Below are 22,643 nucleotides of genomic sequence, written 5' to 3' on the forward strand. Positions count from 1 at the left end.
GAACCTTTTATCCGCAGTGACCTTACATCCTTATCGAACTGACCCGAGCCCGCAGGAGAACCGCTATGACCGAAACCCTGATCAAAGTCGACCTGAACCAGCCCGTCACCGAGAACGAGCAGATCCACAACCGCTGGCACCCGGACATTCCGATGGCCTGCTGGGTCAAGCCGGGTGACGACTTCATCCTCGAAACCTACGACTGGACTGCTGGCGCGATCAAGAACGACGACGATGCCAGTGACGTGCGTGATGTGGACCTGACCACCGTTCACTACCTGTCCGGTCCTGTGGGCGTACACGGCGCCGAACCCGGCGATCTGCTGGTGGTGGACCTGCTCGATATCGGTGCCCGTGCGGATTCGCAGTGGGGCTTCAACGGCTTTTTTTCCAAGCAGAACGGCGGTGGCTTCCTGACCGAGCACTTCCCGTTGGCGCAGAAATCCATCTGGGATTTCAAAGGCATGATGACCAGCTCGCGGCACATCCCCGGTGTCGAGTTCGCCGGGCTGATCCACCCTGGCCTGATTGGCTGCCTCCCAGATCACAAGATGCTCGCCGAGTGGAACCGCCGCGAGCAGGAACTGATCGACACCGACCCTGATCGAGTCCCGGTACTGGCCTGTCCACCGTTTGCCGGGACCGCGCATCTGGGCAAACTCAAGGGGCCGGCCCGTGATCTGGCAGCTGCGACTGGCGCACGCACGGTTCCGCCCCGCGAGCACGGCGGCAACTGCGACATCAAGGACCTGTCCCGTGGTTCGAAAGTGTTCTTCCCTGTTTATGTCGACGGCGCGGGGCTGTCGGTCGGTGACTTGCACTTCAGTCAGGGCGACGGCGAAATCACCTTCTGCGGTGCCATCGAAATGGCCGGCTGGGTGCACATGCGTGTCGAGTTGATCAAGGGTGGCATGGCCAAGTACGGGATCAAGAACCCGGTCTTCAAACCCAGCCCTATCGTGCCGAACTACAACAACTACCTGATCTTTGAAGGCATCTCGGTCGATGAAGCGGGCCAGCAGCATTACCTGGACGTCAACGTCGCGTACCGCCAAGCGTGCCTGAACGCGATCAACTACATGACCAAGTTCGGCTACTCCCCGGCGCAGGGCTATTCGCTGCTCGGCTCAGCACCTGTGCAGGGTCACATCAGCGGCGTGGTGGACGTGCCCAACGCCTGCGCGACGCTGTGGCTGCCGACGGAGATCTTCAAGTTCGATATCAACCCGAACGCCAATGGTCCGACGAAGTTCATCGACGGCACTGTCGATTTGCCGATCGCTCAGGACAAATAGACTGTGCAGGACGCACCGCTCGTGAAAGACGAGCGGCGTCCATTTGCACGTTGTCGATTTCAATTCAGAGGAATTCAGCATGCCCATGTACGAGTACGACTGCCCGCACTGCGGCGACTTCACGTCACTGCGGCCCATGGCCGAAAGCGCGCTGCCCTGTGAGTGTCCCGAGTGCGGCGCGTCCAGCATGCGCGTGATCCTGTCGGCACCGGGCCTGAGCACCATGGCGGGCAACACCCGCAGAGCCATCGCCCGCAACGAGCGAAGTGCTCATGAACCGAAAACGCTCGATCAATACAAGGAAAGCCGCGGCCACCCGAGCGGGTGCAGTTGCTGCGGTCCCACGACCCGACCGGTCCCGACCAAGGCGAATCCGCATGCGCTGAAAGGCAAGGCGGCGGGGCGGCCGTGGATGATCAGTCATTGAGTGCCGGTTTTGAGTTCCGGGCTATCGCCTGACTTATAACTGTCTGATTGCAACAACCTATTGTGGGAGGCGGCTTTCCGGCGATGCAGTAGACGCGGTATCTCGGGAAAATCGCGTCATCGTTCATCGCGGGTAAACCGCCTCCCCACGGCCAGGTGTTTACTGCGCCACATAACAAACCTCACCGACGCATTGAATTTCTGACACCGCAAGGGAGTCATTGAAGGGTAAGCGCCAGACCACTATCCCTCTCAAGGAACGACGATGACCTTTTTCATTTTTCTCCTGGCCTGCGCCGCCGCCGCCAGCACTGGCATCATTTTCAAGCCCGGCCAATGGTACGAATCGCTGACCAAACCCGGTTTCACGCCGCCGAACTGGGCGTTTCCGGTCGCGTGGACGATCATCTATCTGCTACTCGCCTGGGCAGGCTACCGTCTGAGCCTGATCCCCGGCAGCCAGGAATTACTGGCGCTGTGGGCTGCGCAGATTGCGTTGAATACACTGTGGACGCCGGTGTTCTTTGGTGCGCAAAAGCCGTTTGCCGGGATGGTGATCATCTCGGTGCTGTGGGCGGTGGTGGCCACGATGGTGGTGATGGCGTTGCGACTGGATGTGATCACCGGCCTGATTCTGTTTCCCTATCTTGTCTGGCTCTGTGTGGCCGCTGCGCTGAATTTCTCGATCCTGCGCAACAATCGTTGAGGCGACCCAAGGCAGATCTGGGCGCGCAGAGCATTGATAAATACGCCACAGCCCGACAGAATCGCGCCCCGATCCGGCTTCGGTGCCGGACGTTCTGAATGAAAGGGGCTGTGGTTGAACGAACATCTATTGTCCATGCGTCTGGAGCGTGTGGCGGCACATGTGCCCGTTGGCGCGCGTCTGGCCGATATCGGTTCTGACCATGGCTACCTGCCCGTGGCGCTGATGCGCCGAGGTGCCATTGCTGCAGCGGTGGCAGGTGAGGTGGCGTTGACGCCGTTTCACTCGGCCCAACGCGTGGTGCGGGAAAACGGTTTTGAGAACGCAATTGTCGTCCGTCTGGCTGATGGGCTCGCTGCTATCGAGCCTGGCGACGAGATCACCGCCATCACCCTCTGCGGCATGGGCGGCGAGACGATTCGCGACATTCTCGACAGTGGCAGGGCGCATCTGAGCGGCCTGGCGAGGCTGATCATGCAGCCAAACGGGGGCGAGCAGCCCCTGCGCCAATGGCTGATGGACAACGATTATCGAATTGTCGGCGAGGAAGTCCTGCGCGAGAACCGTTTTGACTACGAGATTATTGTGGCCGAACGCACTGGCCCGGTGGCGTACAGCGCAGAAGCGCTGTATTTCGGTCCGCTACTGCTTGAAGAGCGCAGCCCGGCGTTTCTGGCCAAGTGGCAGCGCAGACTGAGTCAGCGTCAGAAAACCCTGAACAACTTCGCCCGAGCGCAGGCGGTGCCTGAGGACAAACTGCACGACATCGGCCAGCAGATCCAGTGGATCACCCGCGTGCTGGCGAATGCTTGCGGGGCTGACTAAAGCCCAAGACACACCGCGCCCGCTGCGACCAGTGTGCAGACGGCCCAGCGTCGAGCGCTCATGGCCTGGCCCAGAAACAGCCTGCCGATAAGCGCTGCAAACACCACACTGGTCTCACGCAATGCCGACACGCCGCCCATCGCGCCCGACTGCATCGCCCAGATCACGATGCCGTAGGCTGCGATGGACACCAGACCGCCCAGCACCGACGAACCGACGGCAGCTGGATGGGTGCGCAGTGACGTCACCAGCGCGTTGAGTCCACGGCTTGCCACAAACAGCATCGGCATCGTCCAGTAGAACAAAAACATCCAGGCTGTGTAGGCCAGCGCCTGGCCTCCGGATTGCCTCACGCCAATGCCGTCTATCACGGTATACAGCGCGATCAGCACACCCGTTGCCAGCGCGGTCAGCACATCGGCGCGGGACACATGGCGATCGAGGAGGGCGAGGGTAAGTATGCCGCCCGATATCAGGCCGATTCCCAAGGCGTGCACGGCACTGATGCCTTCGTGTGCGAATACGGCCGCGCCGAGCGTGACCAACAGCGGTGATGAGCCCCGGGCAATCGCATAGGCCACCGCCAGATCACCGCGCCGGTATGAACGCACCAGGCTGAGCGTGTAGACGAAATGCACCAGACCAGACGCGATAATGTAGGGCCAGGCTTGGGCGGCAGGCAGCGGCAGGACCATGACGGCGACGGTGGCCACCGTTGCGATCACAAGGCCCATCCAGGCCATGGACAAGTGGCGGTCGCGGTTGCCATGCAGCATGGCGTTCCAGCCTGCGTGAAGCACAGCTGCGAGAAGAACGAGGCCACCAGCGTAACTGAACATGATTTTTTTCCGGTAAGCCGTGCAGGGGAGCCGCCAGATGCAGCGGCATTGACTCGCTGATCAGCAAAATATCTATCTTGGACCTCGCTGACAAACCAGATAAATTGGCTGCTCACATTAGAATGGCTATTGCGAATGAAGCGAGAACTGCCCCCGCTCAATGCCTTGCGCGCTTTTGAGGCGGCCGGTCGTCTGGGCAGCTTCAAACAGGCTGCCGCCGAGTTGCATGTCACGTCTGGAGCGATCAGCCAAAGCGTGCGCCTGCTGGAAAACTGGCTCGGCGCGTCGCTGTTCGACCGGCATAATCGTCGGGTCATACTGACCCCGGCAGCCAAGGCTTATCTGACTGAAATCGGCCCTTTGCTTGAGCGCATCGTGCTGGCAACGGCGCGGTTCGGCTTGCCTGATCCTGCCCCTCGCACACTGCTGGTGAACGCGCTGGCGACCTTCACCCTGCGCTGGCTGGTCCCTAGGCTTGAAGCCTTTCGCGCCAGTCATCCCGGCATTGATGTGCAGGTGCACACCTCCAACAAAGCGGTTGAAAGCCTGAGGGATCCCTACGACATTATCATTCGTGGTGGGCCGGACACGCTCTATGGCTACTCGACCCGAACGTTCCTTCGTGAAGACCGGTTACCGGTGTGCAGCCCGGCGTTGCTGGAGAGGCTGCCGCTTCGGGTGGCCCAGGATCTGGAGCAGCACACGTTGCTGCATACCTCCAGTCTGCCCAGACTTTGGCCTGACTGGCTCGCCAGTGCCGAGGTGCCAGCCTTGCAGCCAGCTGCGGGCGTGGTATTCGACCATTTTTACCTGACCTTGCAAGCAGCCATCGATGGGCTCGGCATCGCAATGGGACCCACGGCATTGGTGGCCAGCGACTTGCAGGCTGGCCGGCTGGTCACGCCATTTACCGGGCCTCGCCTCACGTCACGCAGTTACTGCGCCTATGTCCCGGACCAGAAGCTGGCCGATGAAACGGTACAACTGTTCTGCTCATGGCTTGAAGGGCAGGGCGGTGGATAAGCTTTAGCCGAGTGACATCAGCCCCGCAGATAACTGCCCCCGAAAAATCCATGCCCATGGCTCGGGGAAAGGCCTTCTTGCAACGGCTACGCGTCTGGTTGGCGCTCGTACTTGCGTTGAATGCGCTCCAGTTCTCCCGACTCGCGCAGCGTCTCCAATGCCTTGGCCCAGGAAGCGACCACTGCGTCGTCACAGTCCTGACTGAAAGCGATATACAGCGATGAGCGATAAAGCGCGATGGGTATCTGTCGCAAGGTGCCGGGAGCGATGTTCAGTTGTCGGCTGCGGTACACCACTCCCGCATCGGTATCGCCAATGATGATAGAGGTGCGCCCATTGAGCAGCATTCGATAAAGCTGAACACTTTCAGTCGCACTCTTGTCGAGGTTTTTAAAACCCAGCGACTGCAGCATGTCGGGTAGCAGGCCAGCATGCCGCGTCGTGATCTGCGGTGCGTGCAGCAGTTGCTCAAGAGAGGTGATCGGCGGTGCCGATGCCAGTTGATAAGGGTATATGGACTCTTCCGCGATGGGGCCAACCCATTTGTACAGGTGCTCGCGCTCTGGCGTTCGAAACATCGAGTACAGAATGGTTTTGGGTCGGCTCTTCAAGGTATGGCTCGCCCGCATGCTGGGCAACATCACAATGTTGAACTCATCCCCGGTGACCGCCATGATGGCTCTGACGATTTCCGTGGTCATGCCGGTGAGCTGGTTATTCTCCTCATAGTTGTAGGGCGCCCATTCTTCCGTGACGATCTGATAACGCTCCGCCCTGGCAGGTTCGCCGAGCAACAGACACAACAGCACTGCAGTTAATGTCGAGTGGTTCACAGGGTCTGCCTGATGAGCTGTTCGGTGGTCCAGAGCGGATTTGATTGAACAGATAAAGCTAGCATAGACGCGTATCGGGCGTGCATCGCGGCACTGGGAGGCAATTGCGAAAAGCAGCAGTGACGGGGTCAGGCGTCACTGCATGCCTGGCGTGCAGTCATCGGCTTTATTTTGCGAATGAATACTCGCCACCCTTTTCCAGGGCCTTGCGGTACGCGGGTCTGGCCTGGAATTTTTCGACCCAGGCGGCGAGGTTGGGGTAAGCCTGCAGCTTGCCGCGGGCCTTGGCGAGTTCGCCGATGAAGCTCATCTGGATGTCCGCGCCGGTCAGTTCTTCACCGACCAGGTAAGGCGTCAGGCCCAAGGCTTCGTTCAGGTAGCCCAGATAGTTGGCCACTTCCGATTCAATCCGTGGGTGCAACGGCGCACCAGCGTCGCCCAGGCGTCCGACGTACAGGTCGAGCATGAGGGGCAGCATGGCCGAGCCTTCGGCGAAATGCAGCCATTGCACGTACTCATCGTACGTGGCTCCGGCAGGGTCGGGCTGCAGACGGCCTTCACCGTGGCGGCGGATCAGGTAGTCGACGATGGCACCAGACTCGATGACGACGTGAGGGCCGTCCTGAATCACCGGCGATTTGCCCAGCGGGTGGATGGCTTTGAGTTCAGGTGGCGCGAGGTTGGTCTTGGTATCCCGCTCATAGCGCTTGATCTCGTAGGGCAGGCCAAGCTCTTCGAGCAGCCAGAGAATGCGTTGCGAGCGTGAGTTGTTGAGGTGGTGAACAGTGATCATGTGGGCTCCGTTTCAGGTACGTGAGGGTGTTAATAGAGGACTGTCGTCGAGGCGGGGAGTGCCCTTGATCGGTATTGACGTCGATCACAGGTCAGGAAATGTCGTTACGCCCGCATGTCACGCGGGCTGATACCGAGCCGCTGCCTGAAGGCGGTGGCCATGTGGGCCTGCGATGAGAACCCGCAAGCCTGAGCGATATCAGCCAGTCTCTGGGTTGAATGACGCAGCAGTGTCCTTGCGCGCGCCAGGCGTCGGTCGATCACATAGCTGTGCGGGCTCTGGCCGGTCGTGTCCCGAAACGCACGCATGAAATGCCCCTCTGACACGCCCAGCACGTTCGCCATTGCCTGCACGCTCAGCGTTCCGTCCAGCTCTGCCTCGATGTATTCATCCAGCAACCGTAGCCGCTTTGCGGTGAGTGAGGGACGAGGCTGACAGGCTGCATGCTCAGCGCCCGTTGCTCGTTCGACCAGTGCGAAGGCCCAGGCTTCCCAGTCAGCTTCGACGGACATGCGCAGCAGTGCGTTGCGCATGCGTTGCGCGAGGCTGATCGCGGGCGGGTCGATGCGGTTATTGAACGGACCGGCGTCGGCCAGCGGCTTGCCGTCAGTACGGATGACCCGCAAGTACTCGCCGCCCTTGGGCGATTGTGAGAACACGTCACAGCCTGCTGGTACAAACGCCAGACCGTTGGCAATGGCCTGAAAGGGGATCACCCGGTCGCTGCCGATAGCATGCACGCCGTGCTGCCCATCGAAGGCAAAACCCACTGCAGACTGGGCCGCCACGTACCGGGCTTCATAGGCCGAAGGCGGGAGCAGTTCGATCCTCCACGGCCCGGCCTCGGCATGGCGAACCGGTTCGGCGGGGGGCGATGATTGCAGACGTTTGAGCGGTTTCATGGCTGCATAGTACTCAGGCGTCGCAGTAAAAGTCAGGTCAGTTTTCTGAAAGCCACAGGCGCGTTTTCTGCCTAGGCTGGGCCAAAACATTCGAGAGCAATGACCATGCATGGATTGACGCTGCAAGACATCGAAGGCGCGGCTCGCCAGGTGTACGACGTAATGCCGGCCACGGCGCAATATGCCTGGCCTTTGCTGGCACAGCGGCTGGGTTGCAGTGTCTGGGTCAAACACGAAAACCACACGCCGACCGGCGCTTTCAAGGTCCGGGGCGGCATCACCTTCATGAGCTGGCTCAAACGCAATCATCCAGAGGTCCGGGGCATCGTCACCGCGACGCGAGGTAATCACGGCCAGAGCCTTGCGCTGGCGGCCAGTGCCCTGGGTCTGCACGCCCTGATTGTGGTCCCGCAAGGCAACTCGGTGGAAAAGAACAGCGCCATGCGCGCCTTTGGCGGCGAAGTCGTCGAGTGCGGTCAGGATTTCGACCAGGCCCGCGAGGAGGCAGCGCGTCTGGCGCAGGTGCACGGGCTGTATCTGGTGCCACCCTATCATCCAGAACTGGTCAAAGGGGTGGCGACCTACGCCCTGGAACTGTTCAACGCGGTGCCGGACCTGGATGTGGTTTACGTGCCCATCGGCTGTGGCTCCGGCGTCTGCGGCGTGATTGCCGCCCGCGACGCGTTGGGGCTTGAGACTGAAGTGGTGGGCGTGGTGTCCACTGAGGCCGACGCTGCCAAGCAGTCGTTCGAGACAGGGCGACTGCAGGAAACCGCATCGGCGACGACCTTTGCCGATGGCCTGGCGGTGCGCAAGCCGGTGGCAGACGCGTTCAACGTGTACTCGGCGGGCGCGGCGCGCATTGTCTCGGTCTGCGAGGCGCAGATCGCCGAGGCCATGCGTGTGTATTACACCGATACGCACAATTTGACCGAAGGCGCGGGGGCCGCGGCGCTGGCGGCACTCATGCAGGAGCATGCACAGATGCAGGGCAAAAAAGCCGGTGTGATTCTGTCGGGAGGAAATATTGATCGCGAGCTTTATACAAGGGTGATCGCCGGGTTATGGCCCTGACCCATACGGCAACCGTCGCCGATCGCGTAAGATTGCGCGCTCACATTAGATCAGGGACGAGTCAATGGCATTTCGGGTATTGGTCATTGGTGGCTACGGTAACTTTGGCAGTTTGATCTGCGACCATCTGGTGACGATGCCGATGGTTGAGCTGGTCATTTCGGGCGGTGACAGTCGCAAGCTGGCTCAAAAGGTCGCCGAGCTGCAAACGCTGGGCGGCAAGGTCTGCGAAAGCTGGTGCGGTGATGCAATGAAGGAGGGCACGGCCACCGAGCTTCGTGCCATGGGCATCCAGTTGGTGATTCACACGGCCGGGCCTTTTCAGCAGCAATCCTATGCCATCGCACGTCATTGCATCGAAGCGGGTGTGAACTACTGCGACCTGTCGGACTGCCGCGCATTTGTGACCGGGGTCTCGACCCTTGATGCCGCCGCGCGCGAGGCAGGTGTCAGTGTGTTGAGCGGCTGCAGTTCGGTGCCGACCCTGTCGGCGGCCATCATTGATCAGCATCGCGAACGTTTTCTGCGCATCGATTCGATCGAGCACGGCATTTCATCGGCAGCCAAAATGCCGGGTCTGTCTACCGTGCTGGGCGTGTTGGCCTATGCAGGAAAGCCGATCAACCAGCTCAAGGACGGGCAGGTGCATCAGGTGCCTGGCTGGATGGACCTGACGCTGCGCAAGATACCGGGCATGGGGACGCGGCTGCTGGCCAATGTCGATGCGCCTGACATTGATGTATTTGCGACGCGCTACGCGGCAAAAAATCTGCGCTTCAAGGCCGGATCAGGACTGAAGGCAGGCGGCATCGCCAATTTTCTGTTGGCCTGGGCGGTTCGCCGCGGTCTGATTCATGACCCTGCGCCCTGGGCGACACGGCTCCATCGCTGGGGTACCCGGTTTGAACACCTGGGCGACAAGAAAAGCGCGATGTACATAGACGTCGATGGAATCGATCACAACCGTCAGCCTTTGCGCATGCTGGCGCTGCTGACTGCTCTAAACGACAAGGGGCCGCAAATCCCCAGCTGCGCTGCAGTGGCCTTGGCGACAAAAATGGCCGCCGGTTACCGACCGCTTCCCGGGGCACGTGCGTGCGTTGGCGAGATCACGGTGAATGAGTACCTGATGGCCATGAATGAACCCGCCAACATTTCGCTGGACGTGCAGTTCAAGGGCGCACAGGCCTGACCATGCTTTATCTGATACTTAAGTATGTGCACGTGATTGCGGCGATCTTTCTGTTCGGCTTCGGCATGGGGTCGTACCTCTACCTGATCGCAGCCAGCCGCAGTGCCAATGCGCAAGTCATTGCCCATGTGGCGAAAATGGTGGTGCGCTACGACGCCTGGATCACCACTCCGGCGGGGTTCATTCAGATCATCACCGGGTATTGGCTGGTGAAACTCACTGGGTTGTCCCTGTTGAGCAACTGGGTGCTGACCTCGTTGATCATCTTCATCTGCGTGGGCGCATTGTGGTTGCCGGTTCTGATACTGCAAAAACGCCTCGAACGGCTTGCTGAACAGGCGGTTGAAAGGGGCGGGGCGCTGCCCGATGAGTTTCATGTCCACTATCGCCTATGGTTCTGGCTCGGCGTGGCGGGTTTTTCCGGCATGTTCGCGATTGTTTTGATGATGGTCAGCAAGATGACGCTGGTGCAGTGGTTTCAGTGATTGCCGTCATCAAAAAAAGACCTGAACTGCTGAAAACTTCAGTTCGCTGCGCGACCAGTCGTCCGAAAAAGATTCAGCCCACTAAGTTAAATAAATCTTAATGTTGGCGAAGGCCCCTGAAACAAGGGGCTTTGTGTTCTATCTATCGGTCGATCAGTTATATCGATCAAGTTTCCCATCAAGTTCATCTGCTCAGCGCCGATTCACGGGCATTCCGAAAAATCGAAGGCACACACGCTATGAGCGCGACATGGTTGGACAACTTGAAAGTCAGCAACAAGCTCGGACTGGGCTTTGCCGCGACCCTGCTGGGCGTACTCACGGTCACGGCGATTGGTTACTCAAGTACCAACCTGCTGATCGAGCGTCTGGGCAAAAGTGGCGAGGTTGCCGCCATCAAGGGCGATGTGCTCAATGCCCGAATTGCCGCTCAGGCCTACGCAACGGGTCCAAGCGCCGCCGGCGTGCAGACCTACGCCAGCGCGCTGGGCACGTTGGGTGACAGTGTCGAGCGGGGGCTCAAGGTATTTGTCGTTTCGAGCAATCTGGACAAACTGCGTGACATCAAGGAACAGGTCGGGGGCCTGAAGCAGACGTTCGATCAACTGGTCAGCATCAACCAGAAAGTCGATGACGCGTTAAAACCGTTGATCAAGGTCTCGGACGATGTCAGTGCAACGTTCGAAAACCTGCTGCAGAAAACCATCGACGACGCCGTGCGGGCGCCGAGCCAGTCGGGTATTCAACAAGTGAAAGTCGCCGGGGACCTGCGCAACGGCATGACCAACTTCCGTCTGATCTTCCGCCGTTACCTGAGTATTCCGTCTGCCGATAACCGTCAGGCAACCTTCAGTGCGGCCGATGCGCTGATCGCGCAACTGGCTGCCGCTCGCGACCAGTTGCCTGCCGAGGCCAACGGCGCAGTGGACACCGCCCTGAGTGCCTTGAAGCAATACAAGGTGCTGATGGCGTCGATCTCCGAGATGCTGCAGCAGACCGACCAGGTGCGCAGTGCCTTGCAGCAACAGTCCATCGCCACGGCTGCCCGTGCCGACGACCTGGCGGCCGCGCAACTGGTCAGTGCCAAGCGCGAGCAGAACACCGCAGTGGTGCAGTTGTTGAGTGTGGCGTTGGTTGTGTTGCTGATCGGCATCTTCGCGGCGTTCATCATCACCCGCCAGATCACCGTGCCCTTGAACGACACTGTTATCGCCGCTCGCCGGATCGCCGAGGGCGACCTGACCCATGACACCGTTACGACGCGTCAGGACGAGTTGGGTTTGCTGCAAAACACCATGCAGCACATGACGGTGTCGCTGCGTGGCCTGATTGGCGGCATCGGCACTGGCATCATGCAGATCGCGACCGCAGCCGAAGAACTGTCTGCCGGCAGCGAGCAGACCAGTGCTGGCGTCGCTCAGCAAAAGAACGAAGTCGATCAGGTCGCCACGGCCATGAACGAGATGGCGTCGACCGTCCAGGAAGTCGCGCGCAACACCGAAGACGCCTCCAGGGCCGCGAAACAGGCTAGCGAGCGTGCCGCTCATGGCAGCAGTGTGGTGCAACACGCGACACGGGAAATCGGCCAGTTGGCGGGCGAAGTCAAACAACTGGGTCAGGCCATGGGGCGTCTGTCTGAAGACAGCAACAAGATTGGCAGTGTGATCGACGTGATCAAGGCGGTTGCCGAACAGACCAACCTGCTGGCGCTCAACGCTGCCATCGAAGCTGCCCGTGCGGGTGAGCAGGGTCGCGGCTTTGCTGTTGTGGCTGATGAAGTGCGCTCCCTCGCCCAGCGTACCCAGAAATCTACCACCGAAATCGAAGCGTTGATCCTGGCACTGCAACAGGGTACGGGCGCTGCCTCCGGCCTGATGGATGCCAGCCTGCAACGTACCGAAGGTACCGTGGTGCTGGCGCGCCAGGCCGAGCAGGCGCTGATGGAAATCAATCAGTCGATCGGCACCATCGAGCAGATGAGTCAGCAGATTTCGGCGTCTGCCGAGCAACAAAGTGCAGTGACCGAAGAGATCAACCGCAGCGTGCTCAGCGTACGGGATATCGCGGATCAGTCCGCGGCGGCAACCGAACAGAGCGCGGCATCGACTGTGGAGCTGGCCCGTCTGGGCGGCAACCTGCAGAGCATGGTGGCGCGCTTTCGTATCTGAGGCCTGGGAAACGGGCGTGCGGCAAGGTTGCAGGCCCAGAGCGTTTTATCCGGGAGGCGGGCTTGCCGATGCGGGTGTCGAGCCCGCCTTTCGGTGAGTGCTTTGCGGCAATCATTTCGCCGTTTTAGCTCGCTTAGAAGGTAAAGCCGCTCTTGAAGACGTATCGGTCTATGAGGGCCTGACCGTCTAAGCCACCAACACATAACCAAAAAGCCCGCGATGTTCGCGGGCGGTCGATGGCCTGATGACCGATCTGCGAGTGTCCTCAGCCGTCCTTGAATAGAAAGCTGTAGGCATTCAGGGCTGGCACGCCGCCCAAGTGGGCGTAGAGCACTTTCGAGCCGTCGGGGAATTCGCTGTTACGGACCATGTCGATCATGCCGTGCATCGACTTGCCCTCATAGACCGGGTCGGTCAGAACGCCTTCCAGACGCGCGCACAGGCGGATGGCTTCCAGCGTGCCTTCGTTGGGCAGCCCGTACTCGGGGTAGGCGTAGCGGGTGTCCAGCACCACGTCTTCGGCGGTAATCTCCCGGCCCAGTTCGACCAGTTTTGCCGTGTTCTGAGCGATGCGCAGCACCTGTTCGCGGGTCTTGTCCGGCTTGGCGGAGGCATCGATGCCAATGACTCGTTGTGCTCGACCGTCGGCGGCAAAGCCCACGAGCATGCCCGCATGGGTGCTGCCGGTCACTGAACAAACGACGATGTAGTCGAACTTGAAGCCCAACTCTTCTTCCTGCTGACGCACTTCATCGGCAAAGCGCACGAACCCCAGGCCACCCAATCGATGCTCCGAGCAGCCCGCCGGGATCGGGAAGGGCTTGCCGCCACTCTCGACCACATCGGCCATGGCTTTTTCCCAGCTTGGACGAATGCCGATATCGAAGCCGGCCGAATCCAGGCGTACATCAGCGCCCATGATGCGCGACATCTCGATGTTGCCGACCCGGTCGTACAAGGCGTCCGAATAGTTGACCCAGTTCTCCTGAACCAGCACGCACTTCATGCCCAGATGCGCAGCGACCGCGGCCACCTGACGGGTCTGGTTGGACTGGATGCCTCCAATCGACACCAGGGTGTCATATCCCCCCTCAATGGCCTCGGGCACCAGGTATTCCAGCTTGCGCGTCTTGTTGCCGCCAAAGGCCAGGCCGCTGTTGCAGTCCTCTCGCTTGGCGTACAGCTCGACCTTGCCACCCAGATGCTCACTCAGGCGCTTGAGCGGAGTGATGGGGGAGGGACCGAACGTCAGAGGGTAGCGCTTGAATTTACTCAGGTTCATATCGAGTCTCCGTTGAGAGGGGGATCCAGACACGGGGTTTTACGCTGTGCCTGAGATGGGTCCCATCATAGAAAATCGCCCGATAAGCGTGGTTGCAAAGAATTGTTCAAATAAGAAATTAAGCATAGTGTAAGGTCACTTAAACCTTATTTAATGTTGTGAAAAGTCAGATGAAAGCAATAAATGAACGCGGCAAAAAGCTGACATCCGATGCCGCGCCGCCGCTGGACCGGATTGACCGCGCGATCCTCAAGACACTGCAGCGTGACGCGTCCATCTCCAATGTGGCGCTTGCGGAAAAGGTCAGGCTCAGCCCGCCCGCGTGCCTGAGGCGTGTGGAGCGGCTCAAGGAAAGCGGGGTCATCAAGGGTGTGGTGGCGTTGCTCAATGGTGATGTGCTGGATGCGGGGATGGTGGTGCTGATCGGTGTGGTGCTGGACCGCTCGACGCCGGATTCCTTCGCCCAGTTCGAAGCGGCTGCGCAGAAGGTGTCCGGGTGCATGGAGTTCCATGTGGTCACCGGTGAATTCGACTACTTCATGTTGCTGCGCACCAAGGACAGCCAGAGCTTCAACCGCCTGCATGCCGAGCAGTTGCTGTACCTGCCGGGCGTTCGGCAGATCCGCTCGTTCATGGGGCTGCGCCAGGTGCTGTCGACCACCCACATCCCCCTTTGAACGATCAGTCCGGCGACAGGTAATGCTCCTGCAGGTAGCACCTCATCAGGAAGCGGGCTGCAGCGAGGATTTCTTCCACCTGAGCCTGTGGCGAGTTGCTGGAAGGCATCTGTTCTTCGGGGCGGATCAGTTCCAGAAAGTGCATCTTGTGCCCACAGACCGAGCCCAGCCATGCCAGATGAGCAGGGTGACTGGCCTCGACGTCCAGCAAGTAGCAGGTCTTGGGGATCGCCCCCAGCAACTGGCTGATTTCGCATTCGGACACCCGGTGTGCATCGAACAGGCGGTTTTCAGCGTCCAGCCATTCATCTTCCAGCGTTGCCGATTGTCTGATCATCAGCCACGCCACTTGCGGCCAGTCGCTGAGTTCGCGAGACAGGCACTCGACCAGGCGTGCCGACAGATTTGCGTTGGAAATGATGATCACCCCGGTCTCCTGCGACACGGATTTCATCCATTGCGCTCGCTGTGAATCATTCGTCATGAACAGCCCCTTGCGGTCGATTGCGTCGCTCGTCTGGTCGGGTTGCAAAGCAGTAGTCGTGCCACCGGCCCAGGCTCTGTACGAAAAGTGGCTGCGCTCGCCGACTTTTCGTACAGAGCCTAACGTTCCCGTGTCGCCGGGGTCATAGGCTCAATGCTTTGCAATGCCGCACGGTGGTGGCTTGTGATTCAATACGCACCGGTTTTGTTTTTTCTACTTGCTCAAGGACTTTGATTTTGGCTGCTGGAAGCTTGCTTACCCTGCTTGACGACATTGCAACGCTGCTGGATGACGTGGCCTTGGCCACGAAAAAGACCGCAGGCGTGCTGGGTGATGATCTGGCGCTCAATGCGCAACAGGTGACCGGCGTATCCGCCGACCGTGAATTGCCGGTGGTCTGGGCCGTGGCCAAAGGCTCGTTGCTCAATAAAGCGATTCTGGTGCCTGCGGCGCTGCTGATCAGTGCCTTCGCCCCGTGGGGGATCTTGCCGTTGCTGATGATCGGCGGCGCGTTCCTGTGTTTCGAAGGCTTCGAAAAGATCGCCCACAAGTGGCTGCACAAGGAAAACGGTGAGGAACACGAACAGCGCAAGCAGGCCACGACCGATGCGTCGGTGGACATGGTCGCGTTCGAGAAGGAACGCATCAAAGGCGCGATTCGTACCGACTTCATTCTGTCGGCGGAAATCATCGTGCTGGCGTTGGGCGTAGTGTCGACACGGCCGTTCATGGATCAGGTCGGTGTGCTGGTCATAGTTGCGGTGCTGATCACGGTTGGCGTTTACGGGCTGGTCGCCGGTATCGTGAAACTCGACGACCTGGGGCTGCACTTGAAGAAAAGCGCCAGTTCATTCGCACAGAAACTCGGCGCTGGCCTGTTGTGGCTGGCACCGGTGCTGATGAAACTGCTGTCGATCCTCGGCACTGCCGCCATGTTCATGGTCGGTGGCGGGATCCTGGTCCATGGCCTGCCATTCGCCCACCATTGGGTCGAGGGCGTTACGGCAAGTGCGGCTGGTACTGTGGGTGGATTGTCGGTGATCGTGCCGACGCTGGTCGATGCGGTTGCGGGCATCATTGCCGGTGCGCTGCTGGTGTTGATCGTGACCTTTGCGGGTAAGGCGTGGAAGGCCGCCAGAGCCTGACACTGATCGTTCCTCAGGCTCCGTGTGAACTGTGGGAGGCGGCTTGCCGGCGATGGCGTCGACGCGGTGTATCAGAAAACCGCATCATCGTTCATCGCGGACAAGTCCGCTCCCACGCGCGCTATCAGAAGAACACTTTCACCAGCAGGCTCGCGGTGTTCTGGTCGGTATCGAAGGAGCTGGTGTCCTTGATGCCGTATTTGTTGGTCCAGTAGTCATACTCGATACCGACGTACAACTGACGCTCCGGGTAGTTGAGCGCTTTGCCCAGGTCGTATTTGATCTGCGGGTTGAAGTGCAGGTTGGAGTGGTACGTGCCGCGTGAGGTCTCGTCGTTGTCGACGACCCAGTCCATGAAACCGTCGATCAACACATCCGATTTGCCTACCGGAATGGTGTACGACCACACTGGCGTGATCTGCCACACGCCGTCGCCCGGGCGGTTGCCTTCGGTTTGGCGCTGATAGAAGTTGAGCTGGAAATAATCGAAGCCCGGAATCTTCAGGTCGAACGCGGGGCCGATCAGGTAAGACTCGTTATCGCCTTCGCCGAACTCGTAAGTGGCGGCCAGCAATACATCGGTGATCGGGCCGAACTCAAACTTCTGACCGAATATCTTGCCCATCGACAAACGTGGAGAGAACTCGCCGTAGTAGGTGTTATCGCCTGCATTTGCATCTTTCTTGCCGTTGTAGAAGATCTTGTCAACGAAGAAGAAGTTGTCGCCGTACTTCCAGCTGTCGGCATGTTCGAAGGTAAACGTCTGCTGGATATGCGGATTGACAGTGAAGTCCCGTCCATTGAGATAGGTCAGGCTATTGCTCTGCCACTGGAAAATATCTTCCGCCATGGCTGGCGCTGCGGCCAGCAGACTGCTGGCCAGTAACACGCTGGAAAGAGTACGGTTCATTCAGTGTATCCCTTGAGTTAGATCATGATGGTGCAGACCGGCGTTCTGAATGACGCCTTGTCCGGGGGTGTAATAATTTGTCTGTTTGGTCAGCTTTGAGTAGTTAGCAAGAGCTGCGCCAACTGCTGAAAAACAGCCGCAGTCATCCTTTAACCGACACCAGGATGTCGGTTTGAGCACTTTTCCATGGGCAACAGACGCGCGACCTGCCAGTCAGTGAGTTGGCTGGAGGGAAATGAGCAACGAGGTGTTCATTGATCGGTCGGTTTGCAGCGGCGGCGCAGGATACTGGCTCGCGCTCAAGGGCTCAAGTGCTCCAGCACAGGGCGGCTGGAGCGAAAACGGGGCGACATTCAGGTTGACTGTCGCCACGCTGACTCAATCCAGCCTCGCGCCTTGATCGATCCAGGCACCGACCAGCTCGCGCTCCTGCGGGGTCATCTGGGTGATGTTGCCCAGCGGCATGATCGGTGAGGTCACGGCCTGGGCCTTGATGCGTGGCGCCTGCTGCTGGATTTCCTGGGGCGTGTCGAACATCACGCCGGCAGGTGCAACACTGAACAACTGGCTGGTGGGTTTGGCCGAGTGGCAGACCGCACAGCGTTGCTGGATCACTTCGTTGACCTTACTGAACCCTGCACTGGCCACCTTGGCTGGCTCCGGCTGGGCAGGTGCGGCGACCGGTGTGGCGGGTTTCTCATCGGCGCGATGCCCGCCGACGGCGGTGCCGGGCAACGGTTGATAGACGATCTTGGTAACCTGATGTGGTTGCGCAGGGCCGGTGACGTACGCCAGGCACAGCATGCCCAGCGCGGCAACGGGCAAGGTCCAGGCGAAGCGATGGCTATCATGCCGGGTATTGAAGTAATGCCGCACCAAGACGGCCAGCAGCGCAATGCCTGCCAGAATCAGCCAGTTGTATTCGCTCCCGTACGTGCTCGGAAAGTGGTTGCTGATCATGATGAACAGCACCGGAAGGGTGAAGTAGTTGTTGTGCCGTGAGCGCAGCAGGCCTTTGGCGGGCAGGCTCGGGTCCGGGGTGCGGTTTTCCGCGATGGCGGCGACCAGCGCGCGCTGCGCCGGCATGATGATGCGGAACACGTTGCCGACCATGATGGTGCCCATGATCGCCCCGACATGCAGGTACGCGCCGCGTCCGCTGAACACCTGGCTGAAGCCATAGGCTGCTGCGACCAGCAGAACGAACAGAATCAGACCCAGCAGAGCAGGGCGCTTGCCCAGCGCCGAGTCGCACAGAAAACTGTAAATGAACCAGCCGACGAACAGTGAACCCAGTCCGATGTGCACGCCTTCCGCGCCCGACAGGCTGCTGCCCGGTGCCAGCAGGTACAACGTCGGGTTGGCATAGAACACCACGCACAACAGCGCCACGCCCGACAGCCAGGTTGAGTAAGCTTCCCATTTGAACCAGTGCAGGTTCTCCGGCATGGTCGGCGGCGCGAGCTTGTATTTCTCCAGATGATAGATGCCACCGCCATGGATGGCCCACAGATCCCCTGAGAGCCCGTCACGCGGGTTCTTGCGGTTGAGGTTGTTTTCCAGCCAGACAAAGTAGAACGATGCGCCGATCCAGGCGACGCCCACAATCATATGAATCCAGCGTACGCCGAGATTCAGCCATTCCATCAGATGTGCCTGCACGGTGTTTACCTGATACCTGTCACCACTTCACGGGTGCTCAGGCCCTTCCTGGGAGTCGGGATCGAGCACCATCAACGGGTGCTCTGCAAAGTAATGCTCATCGCAGTTGTTGCCGGTTCCACTGCGATCAACCACCAGGAAGTCATCCCGCTTTTCGATCGTCAGCACCGGATGGTGCCAGACGCCGCGATGGTAATTGACACCCTGCCTGCCGTTGGACACGAAGGCGCGGGTCAGCTCTGGTTCAGGTGCATCGCCAAGGGGCGCGACCACGATCAGAAAAGGATTGCCGAGCAGCGGTATGAACGCCTGAGTGCCCTGCGGATGTCGCTCCAGCATGGTGATGGTCAACGGCATCGGCAGCGCCTCGGCGCGGAAGATGCTGATGATCGCCTTGTCGTCCGGCTGCGCGGTCTCAACCTCGGCCAGACGATGAAAGCGCATGGTCGAACCGTTATTGATCATGAAATGATCGCTGCCATCGGTCTCGATCACATCACCGAACGGCGCAAAGGCTTCCTTGGTCAGCGGCTCGATTGTCAGTTTGCGCATGCGGGTTCTTCTTTATAGGGTTCGAGATGATCGTTCCTGTACGGGCACGGATGTGCGTTTATGCAAACGCCTATCGCGACACCTTGCCCAGCACCCGCAACCGGCTAACGCCGCCATCGGGAAAGACGTTCAGGCGGATGTGGGTGATCGGGCCAATGGCTTTGATCTGCTCGGCGAACGCGTGCTCAGCGTGCATGGTCAGCTTCTGGCTGGGCAGCAGTTCACGCCAGAACAGGCTCTGGGTTTCGATCTGGCTATCGGTGCCGCCCTTCACGAAAGCACCCTGGATCGAGCAACTGTCTGGGTAGTTGCCCTTGAAGTGCAGGGTGTCGACGATGACTTTTTCGACTTCGCCCGGATGCCCCAGCGCCACGATGACCCAGTCATTGCCCGGCGTGCGACGGCGAGCGGTCTCCCAGCCATCGCCCATGTTCACGCCACGGCCTGGATTGAGAATATTGCTCATGCTGCCGTAATGCTCGTCCGAACAGGCAATCGAGCGTCCGCCATTGAGCGCCGCCACCAGATCGATCTGCTCGCTGTCGCCGACCGTGGTCCAGTCGCGATGCGGCACGCCATGCACCCGCAGACGTGCGACGCCGCCGTCCGGATAGATGTTGAAGCGCAAGTGGCTGAACGGCTGATCGTGGCTGATCTCATGATAGTGATGGCTGTTGCCTTTCAGCTCCACCGACGGCAGCACTTCAGTCCAGGCGGTGTTCTCGTCGGGCTCGCCCGAGGCCAGAAAGCAGGCTTCCAGCGAGGCGGACGGCGGAAAATTGCCCGTGAAGAACGACGTGTCGATGTCCACGCCCTTTATGGTGCCTGCCACGCCCAGACGAATGACCGCACTGTCGTAACCTTCAAAACGCTTGCGACGCGATTCCCAGCCATCCATCCACTTGCCGTTGTCGTCGAACACGCCTTCCTTCCAGACCGCGGGTGTCGGCTGGAACAGGCGGTTGGCATCGGCGAACCAGTCGTCGGTCACGGACAGCACCTTTGTGCCCAGACGCGCATCAGCCAGATTCACGAACTTCTCGAACGGTGCGGCGTAAACTTTCATGCTTCTTGTCTGCCTTCTAAACGTTGGATGAGCGCAGCGCTTGAAGCGCCTGCAAACGGAACAGTGCGATGGTGTTGATCTCGGCCAGGGCGCAAGCGAACTCGGCCTCTGGTGAGTGATGGATGCGTTGTTCGAACGCCGCCAGGATCTTGTGCCTGTCGCTGCCCTTGACCGCCATGATGAACGGAAAGCCGAAGCGGGCCTTGTAAGCCTCATTCAACTCGGTGAAGCGTTGAAACTCCTCAGGCGTGCACAGGTGGATGCCGGCACCGGCCTGTTCATTGCTGCTGGCTTCGGTCAACTCCCCCTGGACGGCGGCCTTGCCCGCCAGATCCGGGTGAGCGTTGATCAGTGCCAATTGTTGCGCCTGCGTGGCATCGAGCAGGATATCGCTCATGCGCGCATGCAGGGTTTCGATGTGATCCAGTTCGGCATGCGCCCCGAGGTCATACGCCTGCTGCGCAACCCAGGGTGAGTGCTCGTAGATGTCTGCGAAGGTCGCAATGAAGGCTTCGCGACTCAGGCTCGAAGGCGTGAAGTTGGCAAAGGCGGTCATTGCGCAGCCTCGGCCTTGAAGGGGTGCTCGGCGTGCCAGTGACGGGCAATATCGACCCGGCGTGTGAACCACACCTGTTCATGGCCTTTGGCGTACTCGATGAACCGCTTGAGTGCGGCAAGGCGGGCAGGACGGCCGATCAGGCGACAGTGCAGACCGATGGAGAGCATCTTCGGAGCGTCCTCGCCCTCGGCGTAGAGCACGTCGAACGCGTCCTTGAGGTACTGGAAGAACTGCTCGCCGTTGTTGAAACCCTGCACTTGCGTGAAGCGCATGTCATTGGTGTCCAGTGTGTACGGGATCACCAGATGAGGCTTGCCGGTCGGATTGTTCGGCTCCCAATAGGGCAGGTCGTCGTCATAGGTGTCGCAGTCGTAGAGAAATCCGCCTTCCTCCATCACCAGCCGACGGGTATTAGGGCCAGTGCGGCCGGTGTACCAGCCCAGCGGACGTTCGCCGCTGATTTCGGTGAGGATGCGGATGGCCTGAAGCATGTGCTCGCGTTCCTGAGCCTCGTCCATGTTCTGGTAGTCGATCCAGCGGTAGCCGTGGCTGCAGATTTCATGACCGTCGGCGACCATGGCGCGGATCACGTCTGGATGACGTTGCGCGGCCATTGCCACGGCAAAGATCGTCAGCGGGATATCGAACTGCTTGAACAGCTTGAGAATGCGCCACACACCTGCGCGGCTGCCGTATTCGTAGAGCGATTCCATGCTCATGTTGCGCTGTCCCTGCAGCGGCTGCGCAGCGACCATTTCGGACAGGAAAGCTTCGGATTCCTTGTCGCCATGCAAGATATTGCGCTCGCCGCCTTCCTCGTAGTTCAGCACGAACGACAGTGCAAGACGCGCATTGCCCGGCCAGCGAGGGTGTGGCGGGTTGTTGCCATATCCGATCAGGTCGCGTGGGTAGTCGGCGCTCACTGCAGGCTTCCTTATGTGCGTGAAATCAGGTTCGGTACGAGCGCTTGCAAGCGTCTCGAGTGCGAGGATTGTATACAATTTAATTTTGAAATTGTAACCTCGCATGCCGTCATCATTCGCGATGCCTGCTGTGCGAAGAATCTGCGTAAACAATACAAGCAAGAAACCTGCCTGACTGGTCAGCTTAATCAGAAAAAACTGATGAATTTCCTTTGTTTCAATGATTCTGGTGTGGTCAGGCGCTATGTAGCGCCGTTACGATCCGCAAGGCCTGAAGCCCAGCGTGTACACGGTTTTTGAAAAGTGTCTTAATCGGTCGCATCCGCACAGCAGTCAGCACCTCGCTGGTGCAGTTTCGTCGCGATCCTCATGGCAAGGAGCAACGTCTTGGGAAAATTGACCACACACGTACTGGACGCAGCGCACGGCTGCCCCGGCGTCGCCATCGTCATCGAACTGTATCGCGTTGAAGGCGAGCAACTGCTCAAGGTTGCCAGCACGATCACCAACGCCGATGGCCGTTGCGACGCGCCGTTGCTGCAGGGCGATGGATATCGCTCGGGTGTCTACCAGTTGCACTTTCATGCAGGCGATTATTACCGGGCGCGAGGCGTGGTGTTGAATGAGCCGGCCTTTCTCGATGTGGTGGTGCTGCGTTTCGGCATTGATGCAGATCAGCCTCATTTTCACGTACCGCTGTTAATCTCGCCCTACAGCTACTCGACGTATCGGGGCAGCTGACACTCGCTTGCCCGCGCACACTGCGGGCTTTTTTCTGCGCGCCTTTCCGGTTTTGCCCTGTGTACAATGCGCCCGTTGCGA

General features: G+C 59.6%; 24 protein-coding genes and 1 pseudogene. 13 read left to right on the forward strand and 12 right to left on the reverse strand.

The window, feature by feature from the left end; all coding sequences use genetic code 11:
• Positions 1 to 65 precede the first annotated feature (65 nt).
• The 4 genes from fmdA to H8S56_RS16440 all read left to right on the forward strand — a co-directional run bounded on the left by fmdA (position 66) and on the right by H8S56_RS16440 (position 3,252).
• Positions 66 to 1,295, forward strand: a complete 1,230-nt coding sequence (fmdA, locus tag H8S56_RS16425; protein WP_024686495.1) for a formamidase — start codon at positions 66 to 68, stop codon at positions 1,293 to 1,295.
• Positions 1,296 to 1,374: 79 nt separating this feature from the next.
• Positions 1,375 to 1,722 (forward strand): FmdB family zinc ribbon protein, encoded by a 348-nt coding sequence (locus tag H8S56_RS16430; RefSeq protein ID WP_187519212.1) that lies wholly within the window; start codon positions 1,375 to 1,377, stop codon positions 1,720 to 1,722.
• 264 nt (positions 1,723 to 1,986) lie between these two features.
• Positions 1,987 to 2,427, forward strand: a complete 441-nt coding sequence (gene tspO / locus H8S56_RS16435) for a tryptophan-rich sensory protein TspO (RefSeq protein ID WP_187519213.1) — start codon at positions 1,987 to 1,989, stop codon at positions 2,425 to 2,427.
• A 114-nt stretch (positions 2,428 to 2,541) separates the two neighbouring features.
• Positions 2,542 to 3,252 carry a tRNA (adenine(22)-N(1))-methyltransferase gene (locus tag H8S56_RS16440; RefSeq protein WP_024696169.1) on the forward strand — a complete coding sequence of 237 codons (711 nt, stop codon included), beginning with the start codon at positions 2,542 to 2,544 and terminating at the stop codon, positions 3,250 to 3,252.
• Here H8S56_RS16440 and H8S56_RS16445 read toward each other — a convergent pair.
• The gene (locus H8S56_RS16445; protein WP_024686499.1) at positions 3,249 to 4,091 is read right to left on the reverse strand and encodes an EamA family transporter; all 843 of its coding nucleotides are present in this window, start codon (positions 4,089 to 4,091) and stop codon (positions 3,249 to 3,251) included. The genes H8S56_RS16440 and H8S56_RS16445 overlap by 4 nt on opposite strands.
• Positions 4,092 to 4,226: 135 nt before the next feature.
• Here H8S56_RS16445 and gcvA point away from each other — a divergent pair, with 135 nt between their 5' ends.
• Positions 4,227 to 5,114, forward strand: a complete 888-nt coding sequence (gene gcvA, locus H8S56_RS16450) for a transcriptional regulator GcvA (RefSeq protein WP_024686500.1) — start codon at positions 4,227 to 4,229, stop codon at positions 5,112 to 5,114.
• A gap of 86 nt (positions 5,115 to 5,200) precedes the next feature.
• Here gcvA and H8S56_RS16455 read toward each other — a convergent pair whose 3' ends face one another.
• From H8S56_RS16455 to H8S56_RS16465, 3 genes are all read right to left on the reverse strand, one after another.
• On the reverse strand, positions 5,201 to 5,947 hold the full coding sequence (locus tag H8S56_RS16455; RefSeq protein WP_187519214.1) for a substrate-binding periplasmic protein: 747 nt from the start codon (positions 5,945 to 5,947) through the stop codon (positions 5,201 to 5,203).
• A 166-nt stretch (positions 5,948 to 6,113) separates the two neighbouring features.
• Positions 6,114 to 6,740, reverse strand: a complete 627-nt coding sequence (locus H8S56_RS16460; protein WP_024686502.1) for a glutathione S-transferase family protein — start codon at positions 6,738 to 6,740, stop codon at positions 6,114 to 6,116.
• Between the two features lie 104 nt (positions 6,741 to 6,844).
• Complete coding sequence (locus H8S56_RS16465) at positions 6,845 to 7,642, reverse strand: helix-turn-helix transcriptional regulator (protein ID WP_187519215.1); 798 nt, start codon at positions 7,640 to 7,642, stop codon at positions 6,845 to 6,847.
• Between the two features lie 105 nt (positions 7,643 to 7,747).
• Between H8S56_RS16465 and H8S56_RS16470 the strand changes: the two genes are divergently transcribed.
• From H8S56_RS16470 to H8S56_RS24950, 5 genes and pseudogenes are all read left to right on the forward strand, one after another.
• Complete coding sequence (locus H8S56_RS16470; protein ID WP_187519216.1) at positions 7,748 to 8,716, forward strand: threonine dehydratase; 969 nt, start codon at positions 7,748 to 7,750, stop codon at positions 8,714 to 8,716.
• A 64-nt stretch (positions 8,717 to 8,780) separates the two neighbouring features.
• On the forward strand, positions 8,781 to 9,908 hold the full coding sequence (locus H8S56_RS16475) for a saccharopine dehydrogenase NADP-binding domain-containing protein (protein WP_187519217.1): 1,128 nt from the start codon (positions 8,781 to 8,783) through the stop codon (positions 9,906 to 9,908).
• A 2-nt stretch (positions 9,909 to 9,910) separates the two neighbouring features.
• The gene (locus H8S56_RS16480) at positions 9,911 to 10,393 is read left to right on the forward strand and encodes a DUF2269 family protein (RefSeq protein ID WP_187519218.1); all 483 of its coding nucleotides are present in this window, start codon (positions 9,911 to 9,913) and stop codon (positions 10,391 to 10,393) included.
• Positions 10,394 to 10,632: 239 nt separating this feature from the next.
• Positions 10,633 to 11,817, forward strand: a pseudogene (locus H8S56_RS24945) (methyl-accepting chemotaxis protein); the annotation flags it as partial.
• A gap of 39 nt (positions 11,818 to 11,856) precedes the next feature.
• Complete coding sequence (locus tag H8S56_RS24950; RefSeq protein WP_408003823.1) at positions 11,857 to 12,561, forward strand: methyl-accepting chemotaxis protein; 705 nt, start codon at positions 11,857 to 11,859, stop codon at positions 12,559 to 12,561.
• A gap of 265 nt (positions 12,562 to 12,826) precedes the next feature.
• Here H8S56_RS24950 and H8S56_RS16490 read toward each other — a convergent pair whose 3' ends face one another.
• Entirely contained in the window at positions 12,827 to 13,843 is a 1,017-nt protein-coding gene (locus H8S56_RS16490) for a 1-aminocyclopropane-1-carboxylate deaminase (RefSeq protein ID WP_024696180.1), read from the reverse strand.
• Positions 13,844 to 14,013: 170 nt separating this feature from the next.
• Here H8S56_RS16490 and H8S56_RS16495 point away from each other — a divergent pair, with 170 nt between their 5' ends.
• A complete protein-coding gene (locus H8S56_RS16495) occupies positions 14,014 to 14,520 on the forward strand; it encodes an Lrp/AsnC family transcriptional regulator (protein WP_024696181.1) in 507 nt (168 codons plus the stop codon).
• A 4-nt stretch (positions 14,521 to 14,524) separates the two neighbouring features.
• Here the strand turns inward: H8S56_RS16495 and H8S56_RS16500 are convergent, their stop codons facing one another.
• On the reverse strand, positions 14,525 to 15,004 hold the full coding sequence (locus H8S56_RS16500; protein ID WP_187519220.1) for a transketolase: 480 nt from the start codon (positions 15,002 to 15,004) through the stop codon (positions 14,525 to 14,527).
• 236 nt (positions 15,005 to 15,240) lie between these two features.
• On the opposite strand from H8S56_RS16500, the gene H8S56_RS16505 reads away from it, so the two are divergent.
• Entirely contained in the window at positions 15,241 to 16,149 is a 909-nt protein-coding gene (locus H8S56_RS16505) for a DUF808 domain-containing protein (RefSeq protein ID WP_024688782.1), read from the forward strand.
• A 124-nt stretch (positions 16,150 to 16,273) separates the two neighbouring features.
• Here H8S56_RS16505 and H8S56_RS16510 read toward each other — a convergent pair whose 3' ends face one another.
• From H8S56_RS16510 to puuE, 6 genes are all read right to left on the reverse strand, one after another.
• On the reverse strand, positions 16,274 to 17,059 hold the full coding sequence (locus H8S56_RS16510) for an outer membrane protein OmpK (RefSeq protein WP_024688783.1): 786 nt from the start codon (positions 17,057 to 17,059) through the stop codon (positions 16,274 to 16,276).
• A 378-nt stretch (positions 17,060 to 17,437) separates the two neighbouring features.
• Positions 17,438 to 18,721 carry a urate hydroxylase PuuD gene (locus H8S56_RS16515; protein WP_024694002.1) on the reverse strand — a complete coding sequence of 428 codons (1,284 nt, stop codon included), beginning with the start codon at positions 18,719 to 18,721 and terminating at the stop codon, positions 17,438 to 17,440.
• Between the two features lie 27 nt (positions 18,722 to 18,748).
• Positions 18,749 to 19,273, reverse strand: coding sequence for an ureidoglycolate lyase (locus H8S56_RS16520; protein ID WP_187519221.1), 525 nt, complete (start codon positions 19,271 to 19,273; stop codon positions 18,749 to 18,751).
• A 70-nt stretch (positions 19,274 to 19,343) separates the two neighbouring features.
• Positions 19,344 to 20,339, reverse strand: coding sequence for an allantoicase (alc, locus tag H8S56_RS16525; RefSeq protein ID WP_024688786.1), 996 nt, complete (start codon positions 20,337 to 20,339; stop codon positions 19,344 to 19,346).
• 16 nt (positions 20,340 to 20,355) lie between these two features.
• Positions 20,356 to 20,895: a 2-oxo-4-hydroxy-4-carboxy-5-ureidoimidazoline decarboxylase gene (gene uraD / locus H8S56_RS16530; RefSeq protein ID WP_187519222.1), complete on the reverse strand. Its 540-nt coding sequence runs from the start codon at positions 20,893 to 20,895 to the stop codon at positions 20,356 to 20,358.
• Positions 20,892 to 21,821, reverse strand: a complete 930-nt coding sequence (gene puuE / locus H8S56_RS16535; RefSeq protein ID WP_024694001.1) for an allantoinase PuuE — start codon at positions 21,819 to 21,821, stop codon at positions 20,892 to 20,894. The genes uraD and puuE overlap by 4 nt, the downstream gene beginning before the upstream one ends.
• 369 nt (positions 21,822 to 22,190) lie before the next feature.
• Here puuE and uraH point away from each other — a divergent pair, with 369 nt between their 5' ends.
• Positions 22,191 to 22,562, forward strand: a complete 372-nt coding sequence (gene uraH / locus H8S56_RS16540; protein ID WP_408003822.1) for a hydroxyisourate hydrolase — start codon at positions 22,191 to 22,193, stop codon at positions 22,560 to 22,562.
• Positions 22,563 to 22,643 lie beyond the last annotated feature (81 nt).

This window comes from Pseudomonas triticifolii (genome assembly GCF_014358015.1).
GTDB classification, from domain to species: Bacteria; Pseudomonadota; Gammaproteobacteria; order Pseudomonadales; family Pseudomonadaceae; genus Aquipseudomonas; species Aquipseudomonas triticifolii.